A 15,794-nucleotide genomic window follows, 5' to 3' on the forward strand; every position below is an offset into this window, starting at 1 on the left:
TGCTTCCCTTTACTGGCCATCAGGAAAAATAACATCTGAAACTTGCAGACTTTCCGTTTTATAGACTTGCGGACTTTAATACTAAACACTTACATTTGTATTATGCCGTATAAGGAACGTGAAATAAGCAAGATGTACTACACCATGGGCGAGGTATCGGCCATGTTTGATGTTAATCAGTCGCTTATACGTTTTTATGAAAAGGAATTTGATGTACTGCAGCCCAAGAAAAACAAAAAAGGCAACCGGTATTTCACTCCCGAAGACATTGAAAACTTCAAGATCATCTTCCACCTCATCCGCGATAAGGGCTACACATTAAACGGCGCTAAGGAACACCTCAAAAACAATATGGGTGATACCAAGGATAACCAACGTGTTATCGACTCGCTCGAAAACCTCAAAAAGTTCCTGCTCGAAGTACGCGACCAGTTGTAATCTGCAGCATAAAAACTATCTTTATTTTTATAATCTTGTTGGATTAACCTACAACCATGCCGTTACCTGCAATAACAAGCCGTACTTAATATGATCGCTAACCATAAGGGCGAGATCCCGGTTGTTATTTTATTGCTTCCGTTTTTATTAGGTATAAGCCTCGGTATCAATTTCAATTCGGGAATATATTTGATGCCGCTGGCTATTGGTTTTGCCAGTCTGCTGATCTTGTTCCTGCTGCTTAATTTTTATTATAACCGTTTTAAAGTTTATAAAAAACGATGGCTCGGCGGTATTCTCATTCATCTGCTGCTACTACTTGCAGGTTGGATAGCTGCCATCAATAACAATGAGCTTAATAGTACCGGGTATTTTTCAAAGCAGCCAGCACAAACGCTATTGGTGCGTATTAATAATGAGCCACAGTTGAAAAATGGGATATTCCGATTTACCGCCAGTGTGATTGCAAATGTCAACCAAAAGCAAGCAATTCCGACAAACGGTACATTGCTAATCGCGATAAAAGATAGCGTGGCAATAAAACTCACTTATGGTGATGAACTGCTGATTCCCGGCAAGTACTCCCCTATCGATCCGCCCTTTAACCCGGCAGAATTTAACTACAAAAAATACCTCGCGCACCAGAATGTTTATTACCAGGAGTTTTTATATCCGGGACAATATCGTTTGGTACAATCAAATACAGGTAACCCTTTCATATCGCAAGCATTGTCCCTCAGGCGACAAATGGTTCAAAGACTAAAACAACAATTACGTAATCCAAACGCCATAGCCGTAGCCTCTACCCTGATATTAGGTTACAAAGCCGATTTAAGCGACGATGTACTGCAGGCATATTCCAAAACCGGTACTATCCATGTGCTGTCGGTTTCAGGCGCACATGTGGCAATAATCTGGGCTTTGCTGGCTTTTATCCTTCGTTTTCTGGACAGGTGGAGGCATGGCCGGCTCATCAGGGCAGTCATCATCATTCCCGTTATCTGGTATTATGCCATGCTTACCGGGTTCTCACCTGCAGTTTGCCGGGCCGCAGTAATGATCAGTACAGTTATCATAGGGAAAACCTATAACCGGTATATCAACAATTTAAATATCCTGGCTATATCCGCGTTTATATTGTTATTGTACAATCCTTTACTGATAACGGATGTGGGCTTTCAGTTGTCCTACCTCGCCGTAGCCGGACTTGTTATTTTACAGCCGGTAGTTTACGCGTGGTTTACTTTCAAAAATCAATGGATAGACAAACTCTGGGTCCTTTGCTCGGTATCTGTAGCTGCGCAGGTTATTACCTTTCCGCTAAGTGCCTTTTACTTTCACCAGTTCCCGGTTTATTTTCTGTTCAGTAATTTATTTATTGTTATCCCAACCGCTGTTATCATGTACAGCGGTATTTTTTACCTGCTGCTACCTCAAATCCCTTATCTATCGGCTTGCCTGGCCTGGCTTTTAGAAAAAACCATTTTACTCATGAACTATGTACTGGCCTGGGTTGAGCATTTACCTTTTGCAAGCATCAGCAAAATATGGCTCACCACAACCGAGTACCTTTTACTCTATGCCATTATCATTTGCATGTTTTACTTTTTGTATGATAAACGAGCCTGGCTGTTACGAACGGGCTTTGTACTGATGCTTTTGTTTGCCTTTAGTATCGGCGTAAAAAAATATCGCTCATACAACACAAACGGCATCGCCTTTTTAAACCTGCGTAAAAACTCGGGTATCGTGTTCAAAAACGGCAACCACGCCATTGTAATAAGCAACCTTACCGATACCGATAAAAACTACAATTACTCCATAAGGCCGTACCTTGATAGTTGTAAAGTAAGCGATGTTGCATTGTACCAACCAGATCAAGAGATCCGGTCGGCATTTTTACGAAAGCAGGATAATTTTATACAGTTCCGGGATCAATCTATAGCTATCATTAGCAAAGGCGATATCGATACTACATCAACCCTAAAACAAAAAACTGACTACCTATACATTACCGGCAGCCCTAAAATTCCGCTTGCTATTATTAATAAAAATCACGAATATCATACCATAATTATTGATGCCACAAACACCCCTAAAACCGTGCAGATTATTGTGGATCAGGCCCGCTACCTGCATACTAATTATGTGGTTTTAAAACGTAACAATTCGTTTGTGGCAGCATCTAATTGAAAAACATATTAAACTACATACCTAAAAATTTGTCTTTTAATTAATAAAAGTCAATTTTGTATTAAATCAAACTCAAAACATGAACATTAAAATTTTCAACGTTGCCTTAGGCCTTGCCCTTACCGCAACAGCAATCAGTGCTAACGCCCAAAAAGCTTACAAAGAGGGTGTGATAACTATTTCTACGGCAATGCAGGGACAACAGGTTGAAGCGAAAAGTTATTTCCGTGCCGATTCTGCAGCTATGCAATTTACTACCGGTCCGGCTACTATTAAAATATTAACCGATGCCGATGGCAAATCTTTAGCTGTTTTGGTTGACGTGCCGGTGGCTTCAATTAAAAAAGCGGCCATCGCAACTCCTGACGAGGTTGATCAGGCTTTGGCTACCTTGCCAACACTAACATTTGCTCCGGGTACCGAAACCAAAGTAATTTCAGGCTTCAACTGCAAAAAAGTAGTTGCTACTGATACCAAAACCAACAAAACCTATGATGTTTGGGTAACTAACGATGTTACTTTACCAACCACTGGTATCGCTAAATATTACCGCAACGTTGGCGGTTTCCCGGTTCAGTATACTTCATTTTCACAAGGTCAAAGTACCGAGGTTACTGTTAAAAGCATCACCGAACAAAAAAACCCTGCCGGTACATTTGGCATCCCTGCTGACTTTGAAAAGATCACCCTGGATGACCTGAAAGCAATGAGCGGCGGCAGGTAATCGAAAAAATATTTCATTAACAATTCATTAAAGGTTCCTTAACATTGTAGCAAAATATTATTTTTGTTACACCAATGTTAAGGAACCTTTTCAGCTTCTTCAGATTTTTTGTCTTCTGGATCGTCTTCTTCGCTATCACGAGGGCTACATTTGAGATCTATTTTCTGCATAAGCTTAACGATGCCCACATAGGCGAAATCCTGCAAACTTTTTTCTGGGGCTTAAGGCTTGACGCTTCGGCTACGGCATATATCTGTATTATTCCCATCCTTGTATTCATCATCAATTGGTTTATTCCAAAAGTAGAGGTAAAACCTATCTGGCTAAAGGTTTATGTTTGGTTTTGCCTGTTCTGCATTTCGTTAAATACGGTACTTAACTTCAATATTTTCCGCGAATGGGGCACTAAGGTTAGCTTCAGGGTGTTCACTTCATTTTATCATGCCCCGTCTGAAGCCATTGCCTCAAGCGGTTCATCGCCGGTTGGTAAATGTATTTTCATTGGCATGGCCTTACTTACTACAGGCATTGTGCTATCGCATTTGATCATCAACTACCGGTTTAAAAAACCCGACGCCCGGCCAAGCCTCAAGGTTTCGTTAACTACACTACTGGTGTTTGTAAACTTTGTGCTGATGCGTGGCGGCCTGCAAGCTAAACCCGTAAGCCAGAACTCAGCCTATTTTTCCGAAAAACAGATCCTGAACCAAAGCGCCTTGAATACGGAGTGGAACCTGTTTAACAACGTATTTGAAAATCTGCGCCCGCTTTATAACCCTTACCTTTACGACCATCCGGACGAGGCTGAAAAAACCGTTGATGAGTTATACCATGTTAAGGATAACGCCACCGAGCAGATCCTTACCACCAGCAGGCCCAATGTGGTAATTATACAAATGGAAAGCTATACAGCCGATGTCATTGAATCATTAGGCGGCGACAAAGGCGTAGCGCCCAACTTTGAAAAGTTCATAAAAAACGGCCTGTTCTTCAACAACATTTACGCCTCCGGCGATCGTACTGATAAAGGTATTATAGCCCTTATGAGCGGCTTCCCGTCACAGGCCATCCGCACCATTATCAGCGATACCGTTAAACATAAAAAGCTTCCAGCCATATCTGTATCATTTAAAGATGCAGGCTATGAAACCGCATACTTTTATGGTGGCAAAAGCAATTACATGAATTTTGATAAGTTCATGACCTCGCACAATATCAATCATATTATTGACGAGGCCAGCTTCGATAATAGTCACATAAAAACACAATGGGGTGTTTATGACGATGACCTGCTTATGCGCAACCTGCAATATTCGGCCGGGCAGAAACAGCCCTTTTTTAATTATGTGCAAACCTCATCCAACCATGAGCCATTCACTTTACCGGTAAAACATCATTTCGCAGACGATGCTAATGGCGATCCAGCCAACAAATTCCGCAGTACAGCCTACTTTACCGACTCATGCCTGAACGCTTATTTTGAGCATGCTAAAAAGCAAAGGTGGTATAAAAATACATTGTTCATTTTAGTAGCCGATCACGGTCACCGCCTGCCCCGTAATACCGCCGAAGCTTATGACCCCGCTAAGTACCACATCCCGCTATTGTTTTTTGGCGATGTGATAAAACCCGAATACCGCGGCAAAAAGATCAGCAAATTGGGCGGACAAACCGATGTCGCCGCCACCCTGCTGTCGCAATTGGGTATCCCGCATAGCCAATTTAAATGGTCGAAAGATTTACTGAATCCTAACAGTAAAGCATTTGCTTTTTTTGATTGGGATAATGGTTTCGGTTTTATGCAACACGGGCAAACCGTATCCTATGACAACGCCGGTCGCACCATGATATATAACAACAACCGTAACGCAGATGACAAAACCACCGAAGCTGCACTTGCCTATGGTAAGGCTTATTTGCAGCAGGTGTTTACAGAGTATATGAGTTATTGAGGTTTATTCTCATGTCATTGCGAGCGAAGCGTGGCAATCGCATGTTATACAGAGCCGCTCTGCTTCCGTGCGATTGCCACGCTTCGCTCGCAATGACATATTTTTTATTCCTTACAAGGCCAGTTCTTTCCCCAACTGCTCAACCCATTGATTAAACAATTTGGTTTCAAATTCAACTGCTTTTTGGGCGTGTAGCTCCCATTGCGGTGAGAAATGCTGTAACTGGTTGATCATCTCTTCCAGGTGGCCTTCTTCTTCTAAAATGATCGATTTCACGTTCACTTTGCTGCCTGCTTCGTCAAGGGCATCCTGGTAAATAGGGTAAAGTTCATCGGCACGCACTTCAATAGCATAAGTAACCAACAGGTAAGCCGCAAAACGGAGTTCGGCACCTTTAAGGTTAAGCTCGTTTTTTAAATAGCGGCAAACGTCAACATCCAGTTGGTTTAAATAATACTTGCTTGAACCCGGGGCCAACAAATATTCCGCGGCATAGGTTGGCAAGGTTACGCCTGTTTTTTCAAGCTGTTTTTTCAGGTAGAAAGCATGACGGTGCTCTTCGGCAGCGTGCTTTAATATAATGTAAGTAACAGTAAGCGGATCTTCGCTGGCCGAGATCTTGCGCGCGCCGGTATTTTCCATTAATGACAATGTGTTTAACCAGCGAGAATGCAGTTGATTATCGGCTATTATGGTAGGTAGTATTTTGTTCAGCATAATTTATAGTTCTTCAAGAGCTTGCTCAATTTTGCTGTAAACATAATTGAGTTGCTCATTAGTAGTGCAATATGGCGGTAAAATATAAATAACGTTCCCTAACGGGCGCAATATGATCCCCGCAGTCAAAAAATAATGGTATAGCTTATCCCTAAGTGAACTAAAGTACGATGTATTATCGCCGGTTTCCCACTCCATAGCCACTATGGTGCCCGTTTGCCTTATGGTTTTTACTTTAGGGTGATTGCGAATCCTGTCGGCAAAGACCTTATGGGCAGCTTTGATCCTGGCAATGTTCTCTGCCGTTTCGGGCTGTTGAAACAGGTCAAGGCTGGCCAGTGCCGAAGCACAAGCTATCGGATTAGCTGTAAATGAATGCCCGTGAAAAAGGGTTTTCAGTTTATTGTCAGATAAAAAGGCATCATAAATTTGCTGCGTACAAGTTGTTAAACCAAGGGCCATGGTACCGCCAGTAAGCCCTTTAGAAAAACACATAATATCCGGCTCTACCTCCACATGATTTGTAGCAAAAGGCTTGCCTGTACGCCCGAAACCAGTAAATACCTCATCAGCAATCAGCATTACCTGCTCCCCGCGGCAATGCGCCATCAGCTCATTTAAGTATTCGGCCTCATACATGATCATCCCTGCCGAGCCCTGTACCAATGGCTCAAAAATAAAGCAAGCGGTTTGAGATTTGAGATCTGAGATTTGAGATTTGAGACTTTCGATATTCTCTTTGTTAGGTATATCGATGAATTCAACTTCAAATAATAAACTATCAAAAGCTTTGGTAAATGCACTTCTACCACTTACGGCCATAGCGCCGAAGGTATCACCGTGATAGGCGTTATTAAAAGCGATAATTTTAGTACGCTGATCGCCTTCGTTAAGCCAGTATTGCAGGCACATTTTTATGGCTACCTCAACTGCGGTTGAACCGTTATCTGAGTAAAACGCTTTCGTTTGATTTGTAGGCAAAATGGCCAATAACCGTTCGGCCAGTTCAACAGCGCCTTCATGGGTAAATCCCGCGAATATTACGTGCTCCAGCTTATGAAGCTGTTCTGATACTTTTTTTGCAATGTAGGGATGAGCATGACCGTGGATGTTTACCCACCATGACGATACCGCGTCTATATATTGCTTTCCTTCTTCATCAAATAGCAACGCCCCTTCTCCCCGCACAATACCTATCGGCGGCTGGGCGGTTTTCATTTGGGTGTAAGGGTGCCATATTACTTGTAAATCCCTTTCGGTAAGGTTCATAGTTCGTTTTGTAAAAGTTCAACCACCCGTTTATCTGTCGGAAATTCGAAATCGGCCGTGCTTAAAGCGGTGAGCGGTACCCACCTGAAAGCCTGCAATACTTCTCCTTCCCCATCAAAATCAAACGCTACAGTTTTAATATTTAAATTAACCGGGGTAAGGCTTCTCACCATATAATACACGCTGATGATCTGCGAATTGTTGAAAGCCGATTTTACCGCAAAATCGGTAGTGTAAAAATGACTAACCACTTCAATTTCCAGGTTACATTCTTCCATAAACTCGCGTTTAAGCCCATCAATCAGGCCTTCGCCAAGTTCAAGGCCTCCGCCCGGAAATTTTGAAAAACGAATGCCATACTCCTGCTCATCGCTTATCAGCAATTCGTCTTCATCATTTAACAACAGGCCGTAAACCCTCACATTAAAGTATTCCATTATTCAAAGTGTTTTTTGTTACGTACAACTTTTTCCAGCGTCCAGGCTATGGTTTCTGTTTGTGCTTCCGACCGGATAGGGCAATTGGGCATACTGCAGTAGTGGCAGCAATCGGGCAAACAAGGATCGGCATGGATAAAAAGTTCTGTTTTAATACCCATATCCTTATTAATCATCTTATCCACCAGCGAGATCTCGGTATGTACCGTGTTCAGGTCGAAATAGCTTGGCAAGGTCATGTGACAATCGATATGTAATTCGTGGCCATATTTCTGCGCACGAAGATTGTGTACATCTATCCAGGCCTCGCGTCGTTTTTCGCTTAAAACGTTAATGATATCTGTCACCACCTGAAAATCGGCTTCATCCATCAACCCACCTACCGATTTACGCACCAGCTTATAGCTACTGTATACTATGTATAAACCTACCAGTATGGATAGCGCGCTATCGAGCCATAAGATCCCTGTAAACTCAATCAATAATAAACCAACCACCAAACCACCACTGGTAACCGTATCGGCAAGCAAATGGCGGCCATCAGCATCAAGCGTCATTGAGCGAAGCTCTTTTCCTTTACGGATCATATAATAACCCAGTGCGCCATTAACCGCACCTGTGATACCTATAATAATAGCACCGGTAAATAGGTCATGGATGATATTAGGGAAGAAAAAGCTATAAACCGATTTTACGATGATGACACATCCGGCAATACCGATAAGTGCGCCCTCAATAAAAACAGAGAAAAACTCCACCTTACCGTGCCCGTAAGGGTGATTTTCGTCACGCGGCAGGGCCGAGAGATAAATACTGTAAAAAGCGAAGGAGCTTGCAATAACGTTTACAATGCTTTCGGCGGCGTCGGTTAATACAAAGTTGGAGGCTGTTAGAAAGTATGCGCCAAATTTCGCCAGCATCAGCACAATCCCCGTTATCAGCGAAATTAATATGATCCTTTTTTGTTGATTCAAAGCAAGGTGGTATTAGGCCGCAAATTTAAAAAATAACAAGCGTAAGTAGCAGTAAAGTTATTTTCTATATTTGCCGCGATAACATAATTTATATGAGCGCATTAAGTACCCGGATACAAAACCTGTCCGAATCTGCAACAATTAAAATGGCCAAACTGGGCCGTGAACTTGCCGCTAAAGGTGTCGACGTGATTAGCCTTAGCTTTGGCGAACCTGATTTTCATACTCCTGAACACATCAAGGAAGCTGCAAAGCAGGCTATGGACAAGAACTTCACCTACTACACACCCGTAGCAGGCTACCCTGAACTTCGTAAAGCCGTAGTTGCCAAGCTGAAGAACGAGAACAATCTTGACTATGATTTTGGCGATATCGTTGTATCAACAGGTGCTAAGCAGGCTATCGCTAACGCGGTATTATGTTTGGTTAATCCCGGCGAAGAGGTGATCATCCCTACCCCTTACTGGGTGTCATACAGTGAAGTGGTTAAATTGGCCGAAGGTAAAAGCGTTTTCATCAACACTACCGTTGATACCAATTTTAAAATTACCCCAGAGCAATTAGAGGCTGCTATTACTCCAAATACCAAGCTGTTCATGTTTTCATCGCCATGTAACCCTACAGGTAGTGTTTACAGCAAAGATGAGCTGGAGGGTTTGGCTAAAGTATTTGAAAAATATCCACAGGTTTACATCCTGAGCGACGAAATTTACGAGCACATCAACTTTGTTGACAAACACGAATCTATCGCCCAGTTTGATTATATTAAAGATCGCGTTGTGATCATCAACGGCTGGTCTAAGGCTTTTGCCATGACCGGCTGGAGAATTGGCTATACTGCCAGCACTAAAGAACTTGCCGCTGCCTTTGATAAAATGCAGGGCCAGGTAACTTCAGGTACTTGTTCTATCACCCAGCGTGCAGGTGTTGCCGCTTATGAAGGTGGTTTGGAAAGCGTATTGGAGATGCGTGCCGAATTCAAAAAACGCCGCGATACCGTTTACAAATTACTAAGCGAAATCGATGGTGTTAACGTGAACCTGCCAGATGGTGCGTTCTACTTTTTCCCTAACGTAACTTCGTTCTTTGGAAAAAGCTATGAAGGTCGTGTAATCAATGATTCAGATGACCTGAGCTTATACCTGCTTGAAGAAGGCCACGTAGCCACTGTAGGTGGTGATTCATTCGGCGATCCGTCTTCTATCCGTTTATCATACGCAGCTGCCGAAGATAAGCTGATTGAAGCTATGAGGAGATTGAAAGAAGCCTTGGGTAAACTTTCTTAATATGCACCGGATTAATTTTGTCTGAACCGGAATTTATAGAATTAAAAAATAAACAGAAATGCTCAGCAAACTCGATAAATTCATTTAATTCATCTAATTCGAGTTCAGACAATCATACTTCAAAAAAAATCTCCTTGCCGATGGCAAGGAGATTTTTTGCATTTGGGATTAAAGCTTAAAGCCGTAGGCGGTGTGCAGCCCTACTAAACCATAATTTTCCAACCCGCCTAACAGGTTTTCATAGCGTACGCTTACATCAAGCTGCTTTGTGGCGTATCCTAATGCAGGGGCTAAAATAAATTTCCTTCCACCGCCGGATACAGCTTCAATAGCCATCCCGGTTTCTCCAGCGGCATAAAATCCATCGTAAAAAAACACTTTAGCGCCTACTTTTATAGGTACTATTTGCAGATTAGCCCGTTTGTAAGGGGCAAAAGGCGTACCTAATGTCTTCGACAAAAAATTGTAATAGCCGGATGTAAATGTTAAGGCCAGGTGATTATTCACTCCATACTGGATGGTTCCGGTACCACCTAAGGAAAGCTTGTACTCTTTTGCACTTGGGCCGGTTGGCAAGCCGGTTTCAAAGGCCACACCAAAGCGTGTTTCGCCCGCCGATGTTTTTTGGGCTTTTACCAGTTGCCCGGTCATTAACAATAAGAAGCTAACAATTGCAGAAACGATTTTGATCTGTGTGTTCATAAAGGTTAAGTTAAGTGTGTGATTAATGCCTTATGAACGGCACTCCTTAATTATTAGTTCATGAACTCTGCCTGTTTAACAAACCTTAACTAATGAAATATAAAAAGTGTTAAAAACAACGAACCCCGTGCCATTGGCATGGGGTTCGTTGTTAAATTAAACTGGCATTACCCGAAACTATTCGCTTTTATCTAAAATCAAGGTAATCCCCAAATCCTAAAAATCAGGGTTCAGTTCTATTTACAAACCGAAACCGTAAGCTATGCGCAAGCCAATTAAGCCGTAGCTATTACCTTGCCCGAAAAAGCCTTCATAACGCAAGCCTAAATCAATGATCTTGGTAGCATAACCAATAGTTGGCGATAGGATAAGCTTAGTATCCTTGCTGCCATCGCCATAAAGAGAAGTAGTTTCAAAACCTGCACCGGCTTCAGCTCCGAAGTAAAGCCTGTGAGCCAGGAATGATTTTATGCCAAGCTTTACAGGGATAATGCCCAGATCTTTAGATTTTACCGTAGTTCCTGCTGCATTTGCGTCAAGAACGGTAATGTTTTTACCAAACATGTTATAATAGCCAGAGGTAAGCGTTAAAGCAGTACTATTGCTTAAACTATATTGCAAACGGGCTGTACCGCCTAATTCAAAATTTGAAATGTCATGTGCGTTTCCAATTGGCCTGCCTACCTCAAGTCCGATCCCTAAACGCCATTTGTCGGCCGATGTGGTTTGGGCATTAACATTTTTGGCAGTAAACAATGCAAGAACAACCGATACACCGGTTATAACTTTTGTAATTGTATTTTTCATATAGCTGTAATTTAAACTCCTGTTAACTTTTTGTTAACGGGGTGGCAAATGTATAAAAAAATAAAAGCCCCCTGTTATACATAAACAGAGGGCTTTTGTAACAGTTTTTATTGCTTGGCTTACAAACCAAAGCCATAAGCTAAACGCAAGCCTACTAAACCATAGTTATTGCTCTGGCCTGAGAAGTTTTCATAACGAACGCCGATATCCCATGATTTGGTAGCATAACCGATACCAGGAGCAAGGATCAGCTTGGTATTTTTCTCGGCTCCGGCAACAGGTTCGTGTACTTCAAAACCGGCACCAACTTCACCGGCAAAGTAAAAGCCATCACCAACAAAGGCTTTAATACCAGCTTTAACCGGGATCATACCCAACGATCTGCCTTTAACAGTTACGGTAGTTGTTGAGGTATTATCAGAAAAAGACGAGGTATAAGTTTTACCGAAGAAATTGTAGTAACCAGAGGTAAGTGTAAGGGCCAAATCATTGCTCACGCCGTATTGTAAACGGGCGGTACCGCCTAATTCAAATTTTGAGATGTCATGCGCGTTACCTGTAGGGATACCTGCTTCAAGGCCAACTCCAAAACGGAGGGCATTAGCGGGTGTTGTTTGAGCTTTTACATTTGTTCCGATAAAAATAGCTACTGCTGTAAATGCCGAAGCTATCATTTTAGTCATTGTTTTCATAGTTGTGTTTTTTTAGTCAATTCTACAATGGTTAAATCTTAATTTTTCATTGTATTAACCCCATCTTAACAAATACTTTGCCATTGTTGGAACAGTTTGCCTTTGCCAATATTAGTTTAACTATTAAAACAACCGTATTTTATCCAATAACTACAACCTTAGTAATTGAAAATCAGCATCATTTTAAGGAGACATAACACATATTCGCGCACTGGAAAAGTGTATCTGCCTGAGTAAAAATCTTGTTAAAAACTGCCCTGCTTACAATGCAAAAGTGTATGCAAACACGAAATTTGGTGACGATAAACATCATTTCATCAATCGTGAATGGCATACCAAAACTGCATTAAAACAAAAAAAGAGAGGCGCGCGCCTCTCTTTTTACAAAATTCAAACAATGTTATTAAGCTTCAGGACCGTGCTTTTTAGGGTCGTAATTTTTTTCAAGCTCGGCAAGTTTTTCTTTACCATAAGCCATTTTGGTGATCAGGTAAAATAAAACCGGCACTATAAATATCGCTAATGATGTAGCGGTGAGCATCCCCCCAAATACCGTCCAACCTATGGTTTTACGGGCTTCAGCACCGGCGCCCGATGCAATCATCAATGGTACTACACCTAATATAAAGGCCATCGAGGTCATGATGATTGGCCTTAAACGAAGCCTTACCGCCTCAAGGGTTGCTTTCTCCAGCTCCATCCCGGCGTCGACACGTTCCTTGGCAAACTCCACAATCAGAATGGCGTTCTTCGCCGCCAAACCTATCAGCGTTATCAGACCAATTTGCGCGTAAACGTTATTGGTAAGGTCTGGCCAGAACGTAAGGAACAATATCGCCCCAAATGCACCCAATGGTACCGATAATAATACAGAGAACGGCACAGACCAGCTTTCATACAATGCAGCCAGGAACAGGAATACGAACCCAATTGACAACGCGAAAATATATACGGTTTTTGAACCGGATAATAACTCCTCACGGCTTAAACCCGAAAACTCGTAACCATAGCCTTGCGGTAATACCTGTGCAGCTGTTTCTTTCAGCGCGGTAATAGCGTCACCACTACTATAACCCGGCTTAGTACTACCGTTAATCTCAGCCGAACGGAACAGGTTATAGTGCGATATCAACGGAGAATTTTCAATTACCTTATACGATGTAAGGGTACTTAACGGAACCATAGCTCCGGCGGTATTGCGCACAAAATACTGACCGATGTTTTGCACATTGGTACGGTAACTGGTATCGGCCTGGGCCACTACCCTGAAATTACGCCCATAAATGGTAAAGTCGTTAATATAGGTACTACCCAAATAGGTTTGCAGCGCGTTGTTCACGTCAGATATAGCTACGCCAAGCTTTTTGGACTTCTCACGGTCTATAGTTAACTGATATGCTGGGGTACTTGCTGTGAAAAACGAGAACGCCCTTGCAATTTCTTTACGCTGATTGATAGCCCCCAGGAATGTACGAAGCGTTTTTTCAAACACCTTGATATCCCCGCCGGCTTGTTTTTCTTCCAATATGAACGAGAAACCACCTGTACTACCCAAACCTGGGATTGCCGGTGGTTGGATCACCACTACGTTGGCCTCTTTGTATTTGCTCAGCTTTTGGTTTAATCGGGCAACAAGGGCCGTTATTTGCTGTGACTTTTCTTTACGCTCATCCCAGGGTTTAAGCTGCACGAATATGGTAGCACTGTTTGATTTACTTGCAAAACTGATAGCGTTCAAACCGCCCAAAGCCGCGTAGTGCGCAATTTCGGGTACACTATCAAGCGTTTTCATCATTCGGCCCAGTACGTCCACTGTTCTGCCCGTTGATGATGCTTCGGGGAGATCAAATGTGATGTATACACGACCATCATCCTCCAGCGGAATAAAGCCTGACGGTTTACTTCTGAATAGTAAAATCGCTCCTATGATAATACATACCAGCAAAATGATAATGTATTTTGAATTTTTGATGCTCTTATCAACCGTATTACGGTATCTGCCTGTTACACGTGTAAACCAGTTATTGAACTTAAAAAAGAACTTATTAAGTCCACCTGAGTTTTCGTCTATCTTGTGCGGTTTTAATAACAGCGTACACAACGCAGGTGTTAATGAAAGCGCCACAAAAGCCGAAATCAATACTGATATAGCAATGGTGATAGCAAACTGTTGATACAATCGCCCTACTATACCCGGCACAAACCCTACCGGCACAAACACCGCCGCCAGGATCAGGGCGATAGCTATTACCGGCGCGGATATATCGGCCATAGCGTGTTGTGTGGCTTCCTTGGGTGTCATCCCCTCCTCGTCCATATAATGCTGTACGGCTTCCACCACCACAATGGCATCATCCACCACAATACCAATAGCCAATACGAAACCAAACAACGTTAGCGTATTGATAGTAAAGTTGAGCGGGATAAAAAAGATGAACGTACCAATAATAGATACCGGGATAGCCAGTACCGGGATAAGTGTGGTACGCCAGCTTTGTAAAAACAGGAATACTACCAAAATAACCAGTGCCAACGCAATAACCAATGTATCAATCACCTCGCTTACAGATACCTTCACCACAGTTACTGCTTCAAATGGTACCACGTAGTCAATATCTGTAGGGAAGCTCTTTTTAAGCTCGTTCATGGTAGCGTATACGTTATCCGCAGTCTCAAGTGAGTTACTGTTAGGAGCCTGGTAAACTAGTAGGTAAGAAGCCCTTTTACCATCAACAAATGAGTTACCTGAATAGTTGAATTTACCCAGATCTATACGGGCAACGTCTTTAAGGTGTACAATGCCGCCGTTATTAGGCTGGGTCTTGATCACCACATTGCCAAATTCTTCCGGTTTCTCTAAACGGCCTTTTACAATTACCGAATATTCAAACGTTTGTCCTTTTAGCTGAGGTGTAGCACCCACTGTACCGGCCGCAACCTGCGCGTTCTGTTCCTGCAGGGCGGTGGTTACGTCGGCCGCACTCATGCCTAAGGCAGCAAGCTTATCCGGGTTAAGCCAAATACGCATACTGAAGTCGTCGGCACGGGTAACAACGTCACCCACACCTTTGGTACGCAAAATAGCGTCCTTTATAAATACGTTGGTATAGTTATCAGTAAAAGTAACATCATGTGTGCCTTTTGGGCTAAACATGGCCACCAGCATCAGGATACTTGGGTTACGTTTACGTACCACCATACCTAAACGCTGTACCTCCTGCGGCAAAGTAGGCAGGGCAATCCCCACACGGTTCTGCACATCAAGCGCGGCAATGTTAATATCTGTACCAACGTCAAAGTTAACGGTCATACTCATCTGCCCGTTACTACTGCTGTTACTTTGCAGGTAGGTCATGCCCGGTACACCATTTACCTGTACCTCAACCGGAGTGGCTACGGTTTGTTCAACGGTTAAAGCATCGGCACCGGTATAGGTACCACTAACCGAAACGGTTGGCGGGGTAATATCGGGGTACTGGCCTATCGGCAGGCTGGTAATTGACAGGATACCCACTATTAATATCACTAATGATATTACAATGGCGGTAACCGGTCGTTTTATAAAAGTATCTGCGATCATTCTTTCTTTATATTAAGTTTCCA

Annotated in this window: 13 protein-coding genes; 5 read left to right on the forward strand and 8 right to left on the reverse strand. The window is 42.7% G+C overall.

Annotation, left to right across the window (positions count from 1 at the left end; all coding sequences use genetic code 11):
- The first annotated feature begins 102 nt into the window (after positions 1-102).
- From EAH55_RS17760 to EAH55_RS17775, 4 genes are all read left to right on the forward strand, one after another.
- Positions 103-438 (forward strand): MerR family transcriptional regulator, encoded by a 336-nt coding sequence (locus EAH55_RS17760; RefSeq protein ID WP_114940357.1) that lies wholly within the window; start codon positions 103-105, stop codon positions 436-438.
- Between the two features lie 90 nt (positions 439-528).
- Positions 529-2,631: a ComEC/Rec2 family competence protein gene (locus EAH55_RS17765; protein WP_121810803.1), complete on the forward strand. Its 2,103-nt coding sequence runs from the start codon at positions 529-531 to the stop codon at positions 2,629-2,631.
- Positions 2,632-2,710: 79 nt separating this feature from the next.
- Positions 2,711-3,355: a DUF4412 domain-containing protein gene (locus EAH55_RS17770; protein WP_112574155.1), complete on the forward strand. Its 645-nt coding sequence runs from the start codon at positions 2,711-2,713 to the stop codon at positions 3,353-3,355.
- A gap of 74 nt (positions 3,356-3,429) precedes the next feature.
- Entirely contained in the window at positions 3,430-5,307 is a 1,878-nt protein-coding gene (locus tag EAH55_RS17775) for an LTA synthase family protein (protein WP_121810804.1), read from the forward strand.
- A gap of 111 nt (positions 5,308-5,418) precedes the next feature.
- Here EAH55_RS17775 and EAH55_RS17780 read toward each other — a convergent pair whose 3' ends face one another.
- The 4 genes from EAH55_RS17780 to EAH55_RS17795 are packed head-to-tail and all read right to left on the reverse strand — an operon-like array spanning position 5,419 to position 8,704.
- On the reverse strand, positions 5,419-6,024 hold the full coding sequence (locus EAH55_RS17780; protein WP_208644873.1) for a hypothetical protein: 606 nt from the start codon (positions 6,022-6,024) through the stop codon (positions 5,419-5,421).
- 3 nt (positions 6,025-6,027) lie between these two features.
- The gene (gene bioA, locus EAH55_RS17785) at positions 6,028-7,293 is read right to left on the reverse strand and encodes an adenosylmethionine--8-amino-7-oxononanoate transaminase (RefSeq protein WP_121810805.1); all 1,266 of its coding nucleotides are present in this window, start codon (positions 7,291-7,293) and stop codon (positions 6,028-6,030) included.
- A complete protein-coding gene (locus EAH55_RS17790; protein WP_121810806.1) occupies positions 7,290-7,730 on the reverse strand; it encodes an NUDIX domain-containing protein in 441 nt (146 codons plus the stop codon). The genes bioA and EAH55_RS17790 overlap by 4 nt, the downstream gene beginning before the upstream one ends.
- A complete protein-coding gene (locus EAH55_RS17795; protein WP_112574159.1) occupies positions 7,730-8,704 on the reverse strand; it encodes a cation diffusion facilitator family transporter in 975 nt (324 codons plus the stop codon). The genes EAH55_RS17790 and EAH55_RS17795 overlap by 1 nt, the downstream gene beginning before the upstream one ends.
- Before the next feature lie 92 nt (positions 8,705-8,796).
- Between EAH55_RS17795 and EAH55_RS17800 the strand changes: the two genes are divergently transcribed.
- Positions 8,797-9,990, forward strand: coding sequence for a pyridoxal phosphate-dependent aminotransferase (locus EAH55_RS17800; protein WP_208644874.1), 1,194 nt, complete (start codon positions 8,797-8,799; stop codon positions 9,988-9,990).
- A 168-nt stretch (positions 9,991-10,158) separates the two neighbouring features.
- Here EAH55_RS17800 and EAH55_RS17805 read toward each other — a convergent pair whose 3' ends face one another.
- The 4 genes from EAH55_RS17805 to EAH55_RS17820 all read right to left on the reverse strand — a co-directional run bounded on the left by EAH55_RS17805 (position 10,159) and on the right by EAH55_RS17820 (position 15,771).
- Complete coding sequence (locus EAH55_RS17805; protein WP_162996925.1) at positions 10,159-10,692, reverse strand: hypothetical protein; 534 nt, start codon at positions 10,690-10,692, stop codon at positions 10,159-10,161.
- A gap of 240 nt (positions 10,693-10,932) precedes the next feature.
- Positions 10,933-11,499: a hypothetical protein gene (locus EAH55_RS17810; RefSeq protein WP_121810808.1), complete on the reverse strand. Its 567-nt coding sequence runs from the start codon at positions 11,497-11,499 to the stop codon at positions 10,933-10,935.
- A 119-nt stretch (positions 11,500-11,618) separates the two neighbouring features.
- Entirely contained in the window at positions 11,619-12,191 is a 573-nt protein-coding gene (locus EAH55_RS17815; protein ID WP_114940363.1) for a hypothetical protein, read from the reverse strand.
- Between the two features lie 403 nt (positions 12,192-12,594).
- Positions 12,595-15,771: an efflux RND transporter permease subunit gene (locus EAH55_RS17820; protein WP_112574163.1), complete on the reverse strand. Its 3,177-nt coding sequence runs from the start codon at positions 15,769-15,771 to the stop codon at positions 12,595-12,597.
- Positions 15,772-15,794: the final 23 nt, after the last annotated feature.

The organism is Mucilaginibacter kameinonensis (genome assembly GCF_003675385.1).
Classification (GTDB): Bacteria; Bacteroidota; Bacteroidia; order Sphingobacteriales; family Sphingobacteriaceae; genus Mucilaginibacter; species Mucilaginibacter kameinonensis.